The following is a 17839-nucleotide window of genomic DNA, read 5'->3' as shown; positions in this document are numbered from 1 at the left end:
TTTTGAGCTGTATGGATGTTATATGGGCTTTTTAGATGATATTTTTGAATAGGTTAGATAGCATATTTCCTAAACCAGTTTTCAAAATTTTTGAAACTGTCAAAAGTAAAGTCCTGAACATAGCTATCATCTACATTTCTGATTTTTACGTTTAATTTATCATTTTTTTGATTGAATGCCAGAATTTCAAGATAATTGTACTGCTCATAAAAACTGTCGTACATTTTAACTTTTCTGTACAAATAAAAATCGGATACTTTATTTATCCTATTTTTTTCTTCCTTCTGTATTTTTTCTTTTATTTTATGCTCCCTAACTTTTTCTATGTCAAATCCTGCCTGTTTAATCTCTTCAAGGTTTTCCTGTTCAACAACTCTCCTATTTTCTTTTTTAAAATGAAATTCAAATCCACTGACACTGCTTCTCCCACGCCCTGTTTTTTTTGAATATTTTTTTATTATTTTCAAGTTGTATTTTTCTCCAAGTTCGCTTAAAATAGGCTGAAAAACCCTTTTATCAATATCTGATATTTTATAGCTTTCAGAAATTCCTAATAGTCTATTAAAATCATCTATGGAAATTTTCCAGACTCCAGTATGCCTGAATTGCTTCATTCTACGATAAAATTCTTTTGTATAAGTAGACTTGAATTTTACAAATTCCTCCAGTTCAAAGCGTGTAAAGTTTGAAGTCAATTCATTTAACAAAAATAGAAATTCATCATTAACGGAAACTTCCAAAGTCTGAAGATCCGTATCAATTACAAAAGACTTGAATAAGGCAAACTGGATTATTTTATTCTGATTGTAGAATGTAAAATTTATTTTTAATAATTTCTTGTTGACGTTCATTACATTTTTTATAAACTCTTTTGTTGTTTCATTTTTATTCAGCTTGATATATTTTTTCAAGTCAAAGAAATCAAAAGTAACTTTTTCCCCCTCTTTTTCCTTTAATTTGGAAGCAATGGTAATTAATAAATTCAGTTCCTGACTTGTAAACCCTTTCAAAGCAACATTATTAAACTGATTGTTAAACTTAACAATTTCATTTGCCATAATTGTCCTCCCATTTTTATTTATTTTCTATAGTTATTTTACCATATTAAAACGGGCATTTCAATAATTTTGACCTTCTTATTTTCCCAAAACGTCCTTTTTAATTTCCCTTTTTGACCTTTTAAATTCCCAAAATGTCCTTTTTATTCTCCCTTTTTGCCCCTTTTATTTTCCCAAAATGACCTTTTTAATCACAAAAAACAATTTTTTCAATAATAGGCAATCCCAATGTTTATCATAGTTAGGAGCATATCAATTTTTTTCAAAAAATGCTCTAAAAGTATATGTATAATTAAAAGATATATATAAAAAGGGTATAAATAAAAGGGAATAAAATTCTTAATTTTTTAAATTTAAATAAAATTTGTTTAGTTAAATAAGAATTAAAACACTATAGTTTTTCTCAAAAAAATACTTTATTTAATTTATTGTTTTAGTACTTTTTATTTATAAATTTTATATTATTTTGGTACTTTTAATAATACTTAACGTTATTATTCATATGGGTTATGAAATATCTGAAAGATACAATAAAAGAAACTAAAAAATTATTTTAAACAAAAAATTTTAAAAATTGTAATTAATTTAAAAAAATATTATTAAAAATATTGATAAAATAATTTTAAATGATATAATAATTATATCAAATGAAAGGAATTGATGTTATATGGAAAAAGTTGTTGTTAATTTTAGAATAGATAAAGATACAAAAAAAGAAATGGAAGAAATTTGTAAAGACATAGGAATTTCAATAGGGACAGCATTTAATATCTTTGCAAAAAAATTTACTCGTGAAAGAAAAATGCCGTTTGAACTAGATGCAGCCCCTTTCTATAGTCAAAAAAACATTGAAAGATTAAAAAAATCTATTGAGCAGATGGAAAAAACTGGTGGAACTGTTCATGAGATTGATTATGATTAAATCATGGACTGATGAAACATGGTTAATTTTAATATAGGGGGAGATGTAAAATTAGAAAATGCAATAAAAATCAATTAAATTTAAGTAAAATTACTGATTCAAAAAAAGTTCCTAATAACATAACTAAACTTTTAAATCTATTACCAAATCCATTTAATTGGTGGAGGGCTATCACAAAATGAATAATAATTCATTTACAAAAATTTTTATATCTATTTGGCTTTTTAGTTTTTTATTTATTTTGATTACGTTAATAAGTTTAGGCGCTTTTAAAGAAGATATTGATGTTAAAAATATTAAAGATAAAATTTTAGAATATATTGATGAAAAAGATACGGAAATATATTTAGAAAATCAAAAAATAGAAGGTAAGGAAAAGGAGATAATAAATGAAATTTTTACAGGAAAAAATTACGATGTTTCTCCGTTTCAAGAGCAAGTATCTAGCGATCTTAAGGATATGAAAGGAATTGAAATAAAATTAAAGAGAAAAAATACAGAAATAAGTTTTGAAATATTTAACAATTTTGATTGTGTTGATAGTAAAGATTCAAAAGGAAATATTTGTGATATGGATGATATACTAAAAATTAGTTATAATGGTCAAATTAAAAAAATAAAACTTTATGTTGCAGATGAAGCGAATGAAATTTTAAAAAAATATTGGAGTGTATCCCAAATTTTGAACAAATAATTTAAAAATTAATTTTCTTTAATATTAAGTTTTCAATACAATTAGATCGACGTTCTGGAAACGCAGCTTATGCACGACAATTAGTTAAAGCTCAAAAATATATAGAAATATATAATGAAATGGATAGGCAACAGAAAAAAAATACCCAACCAAAACGTCAGATTGGACATAAAGGAAGAGGAAAGTATAATAAGCAGCAAGAAAAAGGGAAACAAATTACAGCAGAGGCTCAGAAAAAAATACAAAAAGTCGATGCTGAAGATAATATGGCTAGGAAGCTTGGAATACTGGAAGCAGAGAATGATTTATTAAGAAATGCGGATCCTAAAACAGCATTAAATTACTATGCTCATAATGGTAGACGAAATTTGATGATTAGTAAATTGAACCCAGATGAAAAAAAATTAGGAAAAGCATTAGCTCAAAGTACTTATGTGCGGGATAATTATAGTTATGTTTATTATGGCGGAGAAAGAACAGGAAAAATTTATAGAGATTCAGATATTTTTAAAACTACGGAAATTTCAAGAATGTAAATGAAGTTCACAACAACACAGGCTCAATGGTATTAAACGGTTTTAACCAGGAAGGCGGAAAAGTAACTGGAAACATTGGAAAAGTGGAAGTTATTTCAAGACAGAACACAAGCACGACAACTGGAAGCTCAAGTGGAATAAGCCTTGGAATAAGTGCCAACGGAGTGCCAAGCTCTGTAAACATAAACGGAAGCAGAACAAATGGAGATAGAGCATTCGTAGACAATCAAAGTACATTCGTTGTTGGAGAAGGAAGTAACCTTCATGTTGGAACAGTTGAAAATACAGGAGCTGTAATAGGCAAGGAAGGAAACTCTACATTCAAGATTGACACTTATGCTGGAAAAGATATCCAAAATTATGATACAATGACAACAACAGGAGGTTCAATAGGAGCTTCACTTGGAGGGAAACCAGGAATTACCAATGTTGGATTTAATCAGGATAGCAGAGACAAGCAAGGTATTACAAGAAATACAGTAGTTGGAGATGTTGAAATCACAAAAACTGAAGGAAGTCCAATAAACAGGGACTTAGAAAAAGCCAATGAAGTAACGAAGGACACTCATAGAAGCACAAATATTAATGTTGAGAGCCAGACAATTGAATATGCTACTAATCCTGGTAAACTGAAAGAGGATATTGGGAAAGCTAAAAAAGAAATCTCAGATGTAACAACAGCAATAAAGGAATCAATAAATGACAGAGGAGATGATAACAGGAACTTCTTTGGACAGCTTAGGGAGGTAAGGCTTAATGAAACTGTGAACAACATAGCAGGTAAAAGACTTAATGAAGCTGACAAGTCAGAAGATGTTGTTTCAGCTTGGAAAGATGCCTACAAGGATTTAGGATACAATCTTGATGTAAAATATACAACTGGCGAAGATACTCCTGAAATGAAAAACAAGGCAGGAACAGCATATGTTTCAAAAGATGGAGTACATACAATAATAATCAACATAAATGCAAAAGAGAACTCAACAAAGGCAGGATTAATCGGAACACTTGCAGAAGAGGCAAGCCATATTGTAAATGGAGTGGCAGGAAGACAGATAGCAACTGGAACAGATGAAAAAGGACTGGAAAGCACAGGAAAGGCTGCAAATGCCTACTTCAAGGAAGAGTACAAGGGAAGCAATCAAAATATGACTTATACATCTGATGGGAAGATTGATACTAGTAAACTTGGGACTAATGTTGGAGATAGTGTTGTTCTAAAAGAAAAGAAAAATAATGATGGAACTAGGAAAATAGACGGAGATCTTGAAAAATTATCAAATTATTTAGGAGAACAATTAGTTTATAAAGAACTTTCTTCTGATGCGCAAAAAGAATTAGCAAAAGATATATCAGCGGATACTTTTGATACATATGGAATTAAATTGGATGAAAACGGAGATACAATTTTATATTTAAAAAAGAAAGGAAAACTACCTAAACCTAAAACGGATCTAGATAAGGAAAAAATAGCGAAAACATTAGCAATGAGAGAACTTATAGAAAAAGAATATAAAGTTTATGTTCAATCTATAGGAGATAGTGAAAAATTAAAAAATATGGGAGGAGCATATATAAATATTCCTGACGAAAATAATGAAGATAGAAATAAGAATGGTATTATTTTTCTTCATCCACAACCTGAATATGAATATTTTAATAAAAATAGATATTTTGAAAAAGAACAAACTATAAAAACAACAGATGAAGAAGGTAATATAGTAGATAAAAAAGTAAAGTATGTTTATTTCGAAGATCAAGTTAAAATAGAAAAAGATAAAAATACTGGAAAAATTATATATAAATTTTTTGGAGTTCCTGTATCTGAAGCTAACTCAATTTATATGGAAAATGTAGGAAGAAAGAATCAAGATAAGCGAAGATTATATATGCCTGATGATTCTCAATTTATAATAGAGGTTCAAAGTGATAAAGAAAAAGAAAATCTTTTTAAAGGAGTGAAGTAAATGAATAAAATAATAATCTTATACTTATTGCTCTTTTCTTATACGTTGTCTAAAGGAAAAGAATTATTAGATGTGGAAATAATAAACTTGCGAAATCAAAGATACGCCTTAACTTCAAAAATTAAGAGTTCAGATTATAAATTACCTTTTACAAAAATTATTTATAATTCAAATGGAATAATTAATATAAAAAAATTTACAAAAGAAAAGAATGGAAGTTTTAAAAGCTATATAGAAAATAAAAACTATGATTCAACTGAATTAAAAGAAATTTTAAAAAATGTTTTTGATAAAAATTTTTCTAATAAAAAATTATTTGTAAGTTGTACAATTTGTAACATATTACAAAATGATATAGAATTAACTACAGAAGCTATGGTTCAGCCTCCTAAAAATATAGTTAAACTTTATAAAAAAATTCTGGAAGAAGAAAGGGAAGAATTGTTTTTAAATAATGTATCAGTTAGTGCCGTAGGAAGATTATACAAAGTAGAATATGAAAATACTGCAATAATATTATATGAAGATGAAAATTTCTATAAAGATGAAACTATAAAAAATCTTATTATTTTTATCAATACTTCCTTGAATTATACGCCTCAAAGAGAATATATGAAAAATTATATAAAAAATATTTCCAAATAAAAGAATGTATTGAATGTTTTTTTGAGACTTTAGAAAGAAGTAGCAATCTAATTTGAAATTTTTCAAAGTTGCTACTTCTTTTTTTATTTATACCTTTTATATATTTACTTTTTATGTTATACCTTTTTACCTCCTCGCAAACACTTATAATTAATGTATTTAAGCATATTAAAAAAGTAGTTTTTCAGTAAATAAAAAGTAGAAATTCAGTAGATTAAAACGGAGATTTTCAGTAAATAAAAGGTAGTTTTTCAGTATTTTTAAAAGTAGGTGTTTTTTGATATCTACTTTTAAATATGGTATGATTAGCTAGGGAGATGATTTTATGAATAATAATAGTTAAATATCATAATAATCTTAATAGTATCGGATTAAGAAATTTTAATTCAAATGAACTTAATATTTTGATGGCAATTTGTAGCAGAATGAAAGAAAAAGAGGAAGAAGTAATAACTTTTCATTTTGACAAATTAAAAAAACTTATTAACTATTCTGATAATACACCTGCAACTTTTGTAAAAGATCTTGAAAGTACGTATGATAAGTTAATCAGTATTAAATTAAAAGTTGGAGATGAAAGACGTTTTATAAAATTTGTGTTATTTACTCGATATTCAGTAGATATAGAAGAAAAAATAGTTGAAATAGCCGTTAATAAGGAATTTGCTTGGGTTCTAAATGCACTAAATGTCAGTTTTACTGCATTTGAATTAAAAGAATTTTTAAGTTTAAAATCAAGCTATGCAAAAGAATTTTATCGAAGAATGAAGCAATTTAAATCTACTGGAATTTGGAGGGTTAGTATTGAAGAATTTAGAAAAATGCTTGATATTTCTGAAAAATATAAAATAGGAGAAATTGATAAATGGGTTTTAAAACCGATACAAAAAGAACTTGGAGATAGATTTAACTTAAAAATAAAAAAATTATATAACAAAAAATCAAGAGGACGTCCAAGTGTTTCAGGATTTATTTTTACATTTCTAAGAGAAGATTTAGAACAAAGGAAAGAAAGAAGTATTGAAAATAAAAAAATAGATAAAGACAGTTTTATTAGTTATTTTTTACATAGAAAAGTTAGAATGTACGATAGAATGACAAAAATGTTTAATATTTTAGCAATAGAATCTATGCGAATAAAGGAAGATGAAACGGTACTAATAAGAGTTCAGAATATGGATGATATGTATAAGCAAGTTTTTGAATTTGAAAGTATAAGACATTTTGAAAATTGGTTTAGCAAGTATGGAATTTAAAAACAGGATGATAAAACTACCATCCTGTACCATATATTATATTTTGAGTTTACACAAAATTCTGTACACTCTCATATTTTTAGAAAAATTGAAATTATTTTTTGCTGTTTTGTAAAAAAATTAATTTAAAAAATATCAAATTTAAAGTTCAATAATACATAAAAATTCATCTTTAAAAACTGTCTTTATGAAAATTTTATTGCACAAAATTTGTAGAAATTTATACAAAATATACTCTTTAAATTTGAGAATTGTAACTTTATTTTCACGAATGAAATGAGTTTTTGAGTGCAGACGAAAGCCATTTTTTCAAAATTTATGTGCTGAAAAAATCACGATAAGTTTCTAAAATTTTTTAATTTTCGAGAAACTTGTAAGCGTGCTTTCCAAAATTTTAATTTTCGGAAAGTTTATTGGGAAAAATTTTTATGAAAAAAGGCTTGATTTTTTGAAAAAAATGGGATAATATTTGATTAGCGTAGAAAATGAGAGTCCAGTTTTGGAGGTGGATGGGCAGTTTAAGAAATTTTACTTCAACTCATTTTAAAATATCAAAAGAAAATTTAATTGAATAAAAAATAAAATATTTGAGCTTATGTACAGATTATTGGGAGTTTTCTTCTAAAAAGTTTGTACAGGCTCTTTTTTTGATTAAAAAAATATATTAGAAAAATCAGGATAAAGTTTCTTGAAATTATAAAATGAAATTGATGATGATAAAAATTAAAGCTCATATTGCGCCATATTAAGCCCGTAGCGGTCGATAAATAACTTTTTGGTATAAATCTTTGCCTGATGAATTTTTTTGCTGAATCAGAGATAATTGAAATTGTTTCAGCGAGTAACCCGACAACATTAATAAATCCTTACTAAATCCTTTATTTATGCTATTAAATTAACTTTTTTAAAAAATTTTTAGTGCATTTTGATACATTTCTAGTTTGAATTTAAAATAAGTTCATTTTTTTAGTTCTTAAATTTTAGAGAAACCTCAATTTTTTTTCTTGAAAAAATATGGGAAATTTTGTATAATTGAAAAAAGGTATAAAAAAATGTATTGATAATATAAAGCGTCAAGGGGAGGGGGGATTTAAAGGGGGTAGTCCCCCTTTACCCTGGGTTTTTTATTTCTTTAAGTATTTATTAAGAGAGGATGTTCTTATGTCTAAAGATGATTTCGTTAGGATCAGTTCTTATCAATTAGGTTCAGTTGAAGATTGGATTCGTTTGTATGGTTATAAAAATAAGTTTTTGAAAGATAGAGGATTTAAGGAAGTTGATCCTTTTACTTTCTATAGGGATTTATTTCCTGAAGGTAGTTTGCAGAAAAAAGGAGAGCACCTAGATGAAAATCATAGCATTAAGGGCAATATAATTGGTATTCAAATTAGTAAGGCAAAGAAAAGAAGTAAAAGTTTTATTATCACTGATGATCTGGAAGGAATAAAATATGTTACAGATGTTTCTTTTGGTTTAATTGCTCCTGTTAATTATTTTGGAAAGAATAGGATTTCTAAAAATGCCAGATTTCTTTTTGCTTTCGTCATTGATTTGGATTATGTAAGGGAAAATAATATTAGAGATCTACTGTTTCAAATTAAAAATAAGCTTTTGCCTAATCCTACATACATTGTAAACAGCGGCCGTGGACTTCATCTATATTATTTTCTTGATGAACCGTTGCCGTTATATCGGCATTATCAAAAAACTTTAACTCAATTTAAAGAACTTCTGATTGATAGAATTTGGAATGATTATACAAGTTCTAAAAAAGAAAAGGATATGACTGGAGTTCTGCAAGGATTTAGGACTGTTGGATCTTGGAGCAAATTAGGAAAAGAATATCCAGTAAGAGCTTTTAAAGTAGGTAAAAGAACGAATTTGGAAGAATTAAAAGCGAGTATTCCGTTTTGTAAATTTGATGTCAGTTTAAAATTTCCACAGAAAGATAAGAAAAAATCTAAAAAATTAGAATATTACAAAAAAAATTTTCCAGACTGGTATGAGAGAAGGATTATAAATAAAGAACCGGCAAGGGAAAGAAAATGGATAGTTAAGAGAGCCTTGTATGACTGGTGGAAAATGAAAATTATAGAGAAAATAGGTGCGGGTCATAGATATTTTGGGATTATGACTCTGGCAATTTATGCTAAGAAGTGTGGGATAAGCTATGAAGAGTTAGAAAAGGATGCTTTTGGATTTCTGGAAATTTTAGACAACAGAACTGAGGAGGAAGATAATCATTTTGAAATTGATGATATTGTGGCAGCTTTAAATTGTTATCATGATAATTATTTTACATTTCCTAGAGATACGATAGCGAAACTGACTAATGTTGATATTCCTAAAAATAAAAGAAATGGAAGAAAACAGAAAGTTCATTTAATGGGTGCTAGAGCTGTTCAAGAAGTTAATGATAGAATGAATGGAACAAATTGGAGAGAAGGAAATGGAAGACCTAAAGGAAGTGGTACAAAAGAAAATCAGGTAAAAGAATGGAGAAAAAATAATCCTGATGGAAAAAAGGCACAGTGCATTAGAGACACTGGATTGTCAAAAATGACTGTGTATAAATGGTGGAATCAATAATAAATATGCCGAATATGTCTCGGACGAGAGTGTCCAGAATTTTGTGTAAACTAATAGATAAATTGTTCTATTTACACAAAAATTTTTACACACTCGAAGAATTTAAAAACAGGATGATAAAACTACCATCCTGTACCATATATTATATTTTGAGTTTACACAAAATTCTGGACACACTCCAATTTTTTATTACTTTGGTACTTTTTAATACGAAAAGTTAATAACAAAAAAGGCTATTTCATAAAATTAACTTTATAAAATAACCTCAATATTTAACTATTATAAATATTTTTTCTATGTCCTACTTCTAACGCTAATACTACTAAATTTTCATCTTGGATATTTACAATAACTCTGAAATCTCCTATTCTGTATCTCCATTGTCCTTTTCTATTTGCTTTCAACATTTTTCCTTTACTGCGTGGATCTTTTGTAATATTTTCTAAATAAATTTTTATTCTTTTTTTTACAAATTCATCTAGTTTGCTAAAGTCTTTTGCGAAATGTGGAGTTGGGATTATTTTATATTTTACAGTTCTTCCCATTTTAAAACTTCTCCTCCATTTTTCAAATAGCTTTCATATTCTGATAATCTTAAATCTGCTATTTTGGCATCGTATTCATCTTCTAGTGAGTCAAACACTTTTGATTTTATTAACTCTGACAATGTAACTCCTTCAAATTGTGCCATACTTTGCAAAAATTTTTTTTCCATATCGGACACTTTTAAACTTATAGAAGCCATAACGCTCACTCCTTATATTTTATTTTTTTTGGTAATACCATTATACTACTTTTTAAATTTTTGTCAATAATTTTTACTTCAAATTCATCTGTCATCATAAAAAATATAAAAATATTTTACAGTTAAAAATCTAATTTACAATATAGAACTAAAATAAGCCTATATTAGCCCCATAACAAAAAAATTTTGCATCAGACAAGGATTTATACCAAAAAGCAATTTAACGAACGCTATGGGCTTAATATGACGCAATATGAACTTTAATTTTTATCATCATCAATTTTATTTTATAATTTTAAGAAATTTTACCCTGATTTTTCTGATATATTTTTTTAATCAAAAAAAGAGCCTGTACAAACTTTTTAGAAGAAAACTCCCAATAATCTGTACATAAGCTCAAATATTTTATTTTTTATTCAATTAAATTTTCTTTTGATATTTTAAAATGAGTTGAAGTAAAATTTCTTAAACTGCCCATCCACCTCCGAAAACTGGACTCTCATTTTCCACGCTGTTTTATTCTTGTGTTAATATTACCTCATTTCTTTCAAAAAAGCAAGCCCTTTTCCATAAAAATTTTTACCCGTAAACTTTCCAGAATTTTTAAATTTTGGAAAGCACGCTTACAAGTTTCTCGAAAATTAAAAAATTTTAGAAACTTATCGTGATTTTTTCAGCACATAAAATTTTGAAAAAATGGCTTTCGTTTGCACTCAAAAACTCATTTCATTCGTGAAAATAAAGTTACAATTCTCAGATTTAAAGATCATATTTTGTAGAAATTTATACAAATTTTGTGCAAAAAAATTCTCATAAAGACAATTTTTAAAGATTAATTTTTGTGAATTATCTGCACCTTTATTGTAATATTTATCTACTAGAATCTGTTATATTTTAAAACTGTTATCTTTATATATTTGTTTGAATGGCTTTCCAAAAAATGGTATAATCTGAACAATCCTTGATGAAAGGAGGTTATACACTTATGGATAAGTTATGGTAAAAATCTTAATCATAATTGCTTTACAGATAGCAATTATTTTAATCGAAGAATTTTGGAAGTAACGGAAAAAGGAGAGCCACTAACTCTCCTTTTTTTATACACTTATGGTCTTTATCCTACAGTACTGTTGCGTTAATTATAACATTTTGACTAAAAAAAATCAATGATTTAACATCAATAATTTTGATTGTAAATTAAAATTTAAGTCTAGAAATTTGTTACTCTGTTTTAATAATTACTCTTCATTTTCAATCAGCTTTTCAAACTCTCTAGTTGTTTCAGTTCTTTCAATTCTCTTAACAACTTCGTCATCAAATTCAATTTCAATGTCAAAAATATCCCTGTCATATTCAAGATTGTTTTCCTCATCATCTACATTTTCAGCTTCAAAAAATTCATCAGTCATAATTGAAATTCACCTATCTTTAGTTTTTAATCAAGATAACTGTTCCTGTAATATTTATAATACGAGGATCTGCTTATCTGCATAAACCTGCAAAAACTTTTTACGCTTATTTCTTTATTTCGTACTCGTTTTAACATATCCTGCTCCTCTTTTGAAAGATTTAAGACTTTAACTGGCCGTCCAATTACATTTCCAGTTTTCCTGCTGTATCTTTTCCCAGATTTTCCAAGTGGCATATTTTTAATTCCGTCATTTATTCTTTCAATCAAAATGCTTCGTTCCCTTTCAGCTAAATATATTAGAAGAGGAATTACAACAACATTTACAATTTCATCCTTTTTGTCATTCACATTATGATTTAAAAGTTCCTGATTGATTACAGCAATATTAACTTTCATATCCTTAAGCTTTGTATAAAGCTCAGTAACTTCTGTAAAATTACGCCCAAGCCTGTCAATATCTGTGACAACAAATGTGTCATTTTCACGAATTTTTGATAAAATTTTCTGCAGTTCATCCCTCTTCATATTTTTTCCGCTCTGTATATCACAATAAACTTCATTACAGCCAGCATTTTCAAGCGATGCTATCTGCCTTGTCAAATCCTGCTTTGCCGTGCTTACTCTTGCATATCCAAATTTCATTTAGACAACTCCTTTACAAAAATGTATACTAAAATATGTTTTAATTTAGTGTACATTATTTTGCTTATTATACCCTTAAATTCAGTATAGTTTTAATCGTGTATTAAAACATCTGTTTTAGTACACAAATAAATCTTCTTATTTTCGAGTATTTACTTATTATAATTTTTTTTATCATTTATTGACTTTTGTTCTTATAAATTACATAATATAAGAACAAAAAGATGGTGATATAAATGGTTTAAAAGGAAACTTTTATATCTTGACAAATAGAATAATACTTGGTACAATTGTAATACAAATATTACACTTGGAGGGATAAAAAATGCCTACATTATCATTGAGAATGGAAAAAGAAGATTTAGAATTTTTAAAAGAATATTCAAATATAAATAATCTTAACATGTCATCCTTTGTTCGTAACTTAATTTTAGACAAAATATATGATGAAATAACTGAGGAAGATGAAAAAAGAATATTGAAAAGATGGGAAAAATCAAAATCTGAAAAAACTTCTGATGCTGAAGACGTATTCAAAAGGCTAGGATTATAATGGAAAAAAAATGTTATGAAGTAAAGTTTACTGAATCTGCAGAAAAAGATCTAAAAAAATTAAATAAATCAATTGCTAAACTTCTAAAAAAATGGATTTCAGAAAATTTAATAGGTACACAGAATCCAAAGCAAAGAGGAAAAGCACTAACAGGAAATTTAAAAGGATTATGGAGATATAGAGTAGGCTCCTATAGAATCGTAGCTGAAATAAAAAATGATATTTTATTAATATTAATTATAGAAATTTCAGATAGAAAAGAAACTTATAAAGATAAAAAGAGAAAAACATATAAAGATGGAAAAATAAAATAAATATACAGGAAAGAGAAAAAAATATTTACAAATTAAAAAACTCATTGATTTAGATATGACAAATAATGAATTGATGGAAAAGGCAAAAGTGAGTAAAAGTACATTTTACAAAATGAAGAACGGGCAAAATGTAACTACGGATGTTTTGCTTAGAATTTGCAATGCTTCAGATTATGACATGGATGAAATAGTAGAAATAAATGATATTAAGGAGGAAAAATAAGTGAGACGATATGGGAGTATAGATGAAATAGCCAAAGAATACGCACTTACAAATGAGCAATTACTGGACTATTTGTTATCAAATGATATTGATGCAATAAGTGATTTGGATAAAATTGATCTAAACAATAAAAATATCATGGCAATTTTAGATAGAATTAATCGTAATAAAAAATTAAATAATCATAATAATTTAACATCTTTTGAAAGTATAGAAATAGAGGGATTGTTTGGAAAATATAATTACTTAATAAATTTTAGAGATGATATTTCTATTTGGGTATCTGAAAATGGTATTGGAAAAACAACTATATTGAATATAATTGTTGCTATTTTGACAGGTGATAAAAACACACTAATGGATATTAATTTTAAAAAAGTTATTGTTAATATTTCTGGAGAGTCATATCAAATAGATAGAGAACAATATTTCCAAGTTAATAGTAACAATAATAGATATTCTTCTGAGAGAATAGAAGCATTGCTTGAAGAATTATCAATGTATGTGCCAAAAAAGTACTCCATGAAACTACGAAATGATTTTGCACATAAAAAATATATTGATTTAGAGTTTATTGAAGAGTTATCTTATAGGTTTTTTAATAATGATATTGACTTAATTAAAGATAAGAAAATTATGTATATATTGCGTGAACTGAAAGAACTGCAATATAAAGATCTTTCTAGGACATTATATAAAATTAAAGAAGTATTAGAGGAAGATATACTTTTTTATCCAACATATAGAAGAGTAGAAGTTGGTTTGGATAAAGTTTTTCTAAATCGTAGAGGTGAGTACAATAGATATGAGTTGTCTCCAAAATACATGGGATTTGGAATGAATGATGTTAAAAATAGAATAAGCAGTGTGTTGGATAAAATGAGAAAAGATGCAAATACAGCATATATAAAAATGAATGCAAATATCATTAGCGAGCTACTGAAGAAAAATGTAAGTTACTATCTCGATGAATACAATCCAATTGACCTGCATAAAGTAGATGTAATAATAAAAAGAATTGGTGAAGAAAGAATAGATAATATCGATAGTCTAAAAAGCTTTTTAGATAAGTCCAGTAGAAGAAAAACAATACCTAATATAGAATTTTTATCATATTATTTACAAAAATTGGTTAAAATATATGACGCACAAAAGCCATTAGACTCAAAGCTCAGAAATTTTTCAGATGTGTGCACAAAATATCTATCTGGTAAAAAAATAATATATGACGAAACACTTTTGACTATGAATGTTTATGATTGTAATGATAAAAAAATTGATTTTGAAGATTTATCATCAGGCGAAAAACAAGTAATTTCTATTTTTTCAAAAGTTTATTTGGATGTAGTAACACCGTGCATATTTATAATTGATGAACCTGAAATATCTTTATCCATAGAATGGCAGAAAGAATTTTTGAAAGATATTTTTAATTCTGAAAAAATCGGATTAATGATTGCGACAACACATTCTCCATTTATATTCAAGAATGAATACAGAAAATTTGTTATTGAACTTGATAAATATAAGGAGGTGTAGTTCTGTGAGTTTGTTGGATGTTATGGAGAACGAATCTGACTGTATAGAGTCTATTTTTCAAAGTTATATTTCTTCAAAAAGTAAAAAAGATATATTTTTATTTTTTGAAGGGAAGGATGATTTTAAGTATTATGTTAGCAGGGTATCATCACATATTGGGGATAAGGAATATGGCGTTTTTCATTGTAATTGTAAAATGAATGTGTTAACCATTCAAGAAATGATTGCTAACCAAACTGCAATTCAAGATGATAAGAAGAACTTATATTTTATAGATCGTGATTATGATGATAATGAAGATATCCCTGATAGTATATACATTACATCCTCATACTCAATAGAGAATTACTATTTTACAGATTCTGCTATAAAGAGGATGTTGATAGGAGTTGTTGGATTTTCTGAAGAAAGTGAAGAGGATAGTTTAGATTTTAAAATTGTTTTTGATCATATAGTAAATAAAAGAAATGAAATCATTGAAGAAATTATTTATGCTAATGCATGGTACTCTTTGCAAATAAAAAAGTCTAAAGATTGTGGAAAGTTTCCACAAATGACACCTTTAAAAGAATATAGTGTGGTTAAAAACCTAAATCAAATATGTGATTTTGAGAGATTGGTCAAAGATTCAATTGAGACTACTGAATGGGAAATGAACAATGCGATAGAAGTATTAAAAACAAACCCAGTAAATGAAATAAGAGGAAAATATTTCACTCAAGCTCTAACACCTATATTTAGAAATATATTTCAAGATGCAGGTAAAAAGCATAATAGAAAATTATTTTCAAAAAAGAGAAAAATACATTTGAATTTATCAGACATAATTTGTGAGTTGTCTGCGTATGCAGATACTCCGCCAGGATTGATTTCTTATATTAAAGAAAGACTATCTGTGTAAGGAGAAGGGAGATGTTTTTATCTCTCCATCTCCTTACTCATATAAATTCCATAGTTCTTTCGTATTTGATAAAGCTCGTCCATAGTAGATTTTGTAGAAGAATACTCTTGCATTAGGGTATTCTTTTTTTCTTGCAAATCGTAAGTTTCGGGACTGCTCAATTTTTGTATCGGCCAGTCGCAATGCAAGAGGGCGAAGCCCTTTGCAAAGCTCCTCCATTCATTAAAAATGAATGGCTCGCCTGTCATTTTTTTCAAAAATTACTGCCGAGCTCTCAAACGCCGAGGGCTTTTCAGGCAAAAAAATGAGTTCGTAATGCGAGCGTTACACTTCGCAAAACTGAATCATTTTTCTGCCCTTTTCATTTGAAAAATAATACTCAAAAATTCCAATTTTAACTAACTGAAATTTTTTAAGGTAATCCACTTAATTTATTTTTCCCATAAAAAAAAATATAATAACCTAAAAATCCCCATACATTCTGCATGGAGATTTTCTTCGAAAGTAATGATTTCATTACTTAATGCTCTTAAGAGCCTTTCATTTGTTAAAATCATTTTAACTTATTTAGTAATTTATGTCAAGAATTTTTTACATATTCTTAAATCATGACTTACATGTATTCAAATTTTCTTAAAAACAATTCTTCCCATTGTAAATAATCTTCACATCCCATTCTTTTTAATATTTTTTTGTTTAATTTATCACCTTTATCAAATCCCAAACAATCTCTATTCTTTCTAATCATATCATCTAATATTTCTTTTAGCTCATAAATGTTTTCAAAATAACTCAACAATTTCATAACATCAAATAATTTTAAAATAGAATATTGTGAATTATCAGTATTACTAGGATTTAAGTTAAATGTAGAAACTAAGAAAGCATTTACTTTATATTTATTGGGTGTTCTGAATCTATTTACTAAAGAATTATGTGCACAACTATTTCTTAAACACAATAAAAAATCAACCATATTTAAAAATATCGTTCTTTTAGGTAATGATAATTTAAAATCTTCTAAAACTTTCTCCATTATTTCATCTTTTAAATAATGTAATATTCTAAGTGTTTCTCCGAATGTAAGTGTTTCAATAGCAACCCAAAATGGAACAGCTACATTATAATTCAGATTATGATTAATATCCCTATATATCGCAACATTAGATGGCGCATTATAATTTGTATCAGTATAAAAATCTATCTTGATATGATCATTCTTATCAACAAGATTAGTTAAAAAATATGGCTTAAACAAACAAAAATTATCAAATTCATTATAGATCCCTTTATTTTGATAACCTGCAAATGGATAATTATTTGAATACCTACAGTATTTTCTGTTATTAATATCTGTTTCTTTTGGATTCATATAATTTTCTTTATTAGTATATTGCATAGTATCATTTATTGTATTACAGTACATGCTTGTAAAATGATATGAAATAGAAGATTTTAAACTTTTTTCAAATCTATTTAAATAACGTAATAATCTTGCTGTAAATAGTTCATCAAATTCATATAAATTTAAAAAATCTTCTAATTTTATGTTGATGTATTTTTTAGGATGTGATGAACTTAGCAGTAATGATTCAAATCCATTGAACAAATCAAAATAATTATATTTTTTTAAGACATTATCAAGTTTATCAGAATCAAATTCTAATCCTCTATTTCGAAGTTTATTTTTTAAATTTTCTCTTGATTCGAAAATTTTTATTGCCATTTTAGATTAATTTCCCTTTCTTTATCATAAAAAATTTTTTTATTAAAAATTACTGTTTACTTGTATCTTATTCAAGAATAATTATATCATAAATTTCAATTTATGAAAATGATATAAA

18 protein-coding genes and 1 pseudogene are annotated in these 17839 nt (G+C 26.8%); 12 read left to right on the top strand and 7 right to left on the bottom strand.

The window, feature by feature from the left end:
* Positions 1-53 precede the first annotated feature (53 nt).
* Positions 54-1058 carry a replication initiation protein gene (locus FVE73_RS10675; protein WP_018498924.1) on the bottom strand — a complete coding sequence of 335 codons (1005 nt, stop codon included), beginning with the start codon at positions 1056-1058 and terminating at the stop codon, positions 54-56.
* Between the two features lie 667 nt (positions 1059-1725).
* Between FVE73_RS10675 and FVE73_RS10670 the strand changes: the two genes are divergently transcribed.
* The 7 genes from FVE73_RS10670 to FVE73_RS10640 all read left to right on the top strand — a co-directional run bounded on the left by FVE73_RS10670 (position 1726) and on the right by FVE73_RS10640 (position 9667).
* A complete protein-coding gene (locus FVE73_RS10670) occupies positions 1726-1980 on the top strand; it encodes a type II toxin-antitoxin system RelB/DinJ family antitoxin (protein ID WP_018498923.1) in 255 nt (84 codons plus the stop codon).
* 178 nt (positions 1981-2158) lie between these two features.
* A complete protein-coding gene (locus tag FVE73_RS10665; protein ID WP_018498922.1) occupies positions 2159-2674 on the top strand; it encodes a hypothetical protein in 516 nt (171 codons plus the stop codon).
* Between the two features lie 119 nt (positions 2675-2793).
* Positions 2794-3210: a hypothetical protein gene (locus FVE73_RS10660; RefSeq protein ID WP_018498921.1), complete on the top strand. Its 417-nt coding sequence runs from the start codon at positions 2794-2796 to the stop codon at positions 3208-3210.
* 26 nt (positions 3211-3236) lie between these two features.
* On the top strand, positions 3237-5177 hold the full coding sequence (locus FVE73_RS10655) for a hypothetical protein (protein WP_018498920.1): 1941 nt from the start codon (positions 3237-3239) through the stop codon (positions 5175-5177).
* Positions 5178-5822 (top strand): hypothetical protein, encoded by a 645-nt coding sequence (locus tag FVE73_RS10650; protein WP_018498919.1) that lies wholly within the window; start codon positions 5178-5180, stop codon positions 5820-5822.
* A 329-nt stretch (positions 5823-6151) separates the two neighbouring features.
* Positions 6152-7078, top strand: a complete 927-nt coding sequence (locus tag FVE73_RS10645; RefSeq protein ID WP_026239072.1) for a replication initiation protein — start codon at positions 6152-6154, stop codon at positions 7076-7078.
* Positions 7079-8239: 1161 nt separating this feature from the next.
* Positions 8240-9667 carry a bifunctional DNA primase/polymerase gene (locus FVE73_RS10640; RefSeq protein ID WP_146997897.1) on the top strand — a complete coding sequence of 476 codons (1428 nt, stop codon included), beginning with the start codon at positions 8240-8242 and terminating at the stop codon, positions 9665-9667.
* 272 nt (positions 9668-9939) lie between these two features.
* On the opposite strand, the gene FVE73_RS10635 is transcribed toward FVE73_RS10640, so the two are convergent.
* The 4 genes from FVE73_RS10635 to FVE73_RS10620 all read right to left on the bottom strand — a co-directional run bounded on the left by FVE73_RS10635 (position 9940) and on the right by FVE73_RS10620 (position 12465).
* Complete coding sequence (locus FVE73_RS10635; protein ID WP_018499565.1) at positions 9940-10212, bottom strand: type II toxin-antitoxin system RelE family toxin; 273 nt, start codon at positions 10210-10212, stop codon at positions 9940-9942.
* Positions 10197-10412 (bottom strand): type II toxin-antitoxin system RelB family antitoxin, encoded by a 216-nt coding sequence (gene relB / locus FVE73_RS10630; RefSeq protein WP_006806162.1) that lies wholly within the window; start codon positions 10410-10412, stop codon positions 10197-10199. Before relB ends, FVE73_RS10635 begins: the two co-directional genes overlap by 16 nt.
* A gap of 1238 nt (positions 10413-11650) precedes the next feature.
* Entirely contained in the window at positions 11651-11821 is a 171-nt protein-coding gene (locus tag FVE73_RS10625; protein WP_018498938.1) for a hypothetical protein, read from the bottom strand.
* A gap of 26 nt (positions 11822-11847) precedes the next feature.
* On the bottom strand, positions 11848-12465 hold the full coding sequence (locus FVE73_RS10620) for a recombinase family protein (RefSeq protein ID WP_018498937.1): 618 nt from the start codon (positions 12463-12465) through the stop codon (positions 11848-11850).
* Positions 12466-12790: 325 nt separating this feature from the next.
* Between FVE73_RS10620 and FVE73_RS10615 the strand changes: the two genes are divergently transcribed.
* Genes FVE73_RS10615 through FVE73_RS10595 form a run of 5 tightly spaced genes read left to right on the top strand, consistent with a single transcriptional unit; the run spans position 12791 to position 15995 of the window.
* Positions 12791-13018, top strand: coding sequence for a DUF6290 family protein (locus FVE73_RS10615; protein WP_018498936.1), 228 nt, complete (start codon positions 12791-12793; stop codon positions 13016-13018).
* Complete coding sequence (locus tag FVE73_RS10610; RefSeq protein WP_018498935.1) at positions 13018-13332, top strand: type II toxin-antitoxin system RelE family toxin; 315 nt, start codon at positions 13018-13020, stop codon at positions 13330-13332. Before FVE73_RS10615 ends, FVE73_RS10610 begins: the two co-directional genes overlap by 1 nt.
* A gap of 31 nt (positions 13333-13363) precedes the next feature.
* Positions 13364-13555 (top strand): helix-turn-helix domain-containing protein, encoded by a 192-nt coding sequence (locus FVE73_RS10605; RefSeq protein ID WP_026231258.1) that lies wholly within the window; start codon positions 13364-13366, stop codon positions 13553-13555.
* Positions 13556-15094 (top strand): AAA family ATPase, encoded by a 1539-nt coding sequence (locus FVE73_RS10600; RefSeq protein WP_018498934.1) that lies wholly within the window; start codon positions 13556-13558, stop codon positions 15092-15094.
* A gap of 4 nt (positions 15095-15098) precedes the next feature.
* A complete protein-coding gene (locus FVE73_RS10595) occupies positions 15099-15995 on the top strand; it encodes a DUF4435 domain-containing protein (RefSeq protein ID WP_018498933.1) in 897 nt (298 codons plus the stop codon).
* A gap of 17 nt (positions 15996-16012) precedes the next feature.
* On the opposite strand, the pseudogene FVE73_RS10775 reads toward FVE73_RS10595, so the two are convergent.
* Both FVE73_RS10775 and FVE73_RS10590 read right to left on the bottom strand, forming a co-directional pair.
* Positions 16013-16132: pseudogene (locus tag FVE73_RS10775) on the bottom strand (relaxase); the annotation flags it as partial.
* Between the two features lie 476 nt (positions 16133-16608).
* Complete coding sequence (locus FVE73_RS10590; RefSeq protein WP_018498930.1) at positions 16609-17721, bottom strand: Abi family protein; 1113 nt, start codon at positions 17719-17721, stop codon at positions 16609-16611.
* Positions 17722-17839: the final 118 nt, after the last annotated feature.

It is taken from the genome of Leptotrichia wadei (assembly GCF_007990545.2).
In the GTDB taxonomy this organism is placed as follows: domain Bacteria; phylum Fusobacteriota; class Fusobacteriia; order Fusobacteriales; family Leptotrichiaceae; genus Leptotrichia; species Leptotrichia wadei.
The sequence above is the reverse complement of the archived record's forward strand: the minus strand, read 5'-3'. Positions and strand labels throughout refer to the sequence as shown.

Bases quoted from the DNA above. Each gene is read 5' to 3' on its own strand.
- FVE73_RS10655 (WP_018498920.1), top strand. From the start codon at position 3,237: ATGGTATTAAACGGTTTTAACCAGGAAGGCGGAAAAGTAACTGGAAAC.
- FVE73_RS10610 (WP_018498935.1), top strand. From the start codon at position 13,018: ATGGAAAAAAAATGTTATGAAGTAAAGTTTACTGAATCTGCAGAAAAA.
- FVE73_RS10620 (WP_018498937.1), bottom strand. From the start codon at position 12,465: ATGAAATTTGGATATGCAAGAGTAAGCACGGCAAAGCAGGATTTGACA.
- FVE73_RS10670 (WP_018498923.1), top strand. From the start codon at position 1,726: ATGGAAAAAGTTGTTGTTAATTTTAGAATAGATAAAGATACAAAAAAA.
- relB (WP_006806162.1), bottom strand. From the start codon at position 10,412: ATGGCTTCTATAAGTTTAAAAGTGTCCGATATGGAAAAAAAATTTTTG.
- FVE73_RS10590 (WP_018498930.1), bottom strand. From the start codon at position 17,721: ATGGCAATAAAAATTTTCGAATCAAGAGAAAATTTAAAAAATAAACTT.
- FVE73_RS10660 (WP_018498921.1), top strand. From the start codon at position 2,794: ATGGATAGGCAACAGAAAAAAAATACCCAACCAAAACGTCAGATTGGA.
- FVE73_RS10635 (WP_018499565.1), bottom strand. From the start codon at position 10,212: ATGGGAAGAACTGTAAAATATAAAATAATCCCAACTCCACATTTCGCA.
- FVE73_RS10650 (WP_018498919.1), top strand. From the start codon at position 5,178: ATGAATAAAATAATAATCTTATACTTATTGCTCTTTTCTTATACGTTG.
- FVE73_RS10615 (WP_018498936.1), top strand. From the start codon at position 12,791: ATGCCTACATTATCATTGAGAATGGAAAAAGAAGATTTAGAATTTTTA.
- FVE73_RS10675 (WP_018498924.1), bottom strand. From the start codon at position 1,058: ATGGCAAATGAAATTGTTAAGTTTAACAATCAGTTTAATAATGTTGCT.
- FVE73_RS10625 (WP_018498938.1), bottom strand. From the start codon at position 11,821: ATGACTGATGAATTTTTTGAAGCTGAAAATGTAGATGATGAGGAAAAC.
- FVE73_RS10665 (WP_018498922.1), top strand. From the start codon at position 2,159: ATGAATAATAATTCATTTACAAAAATTTTTATATCTATTTGGCTTTTT.
- FVE73_RS10640 (WP_146997897.1), top strand. From the start codon at position 8,240: ATGTCTAAAGATGATTTCGTTAGGATCAGTTCTTATCAATTAGGTTCA.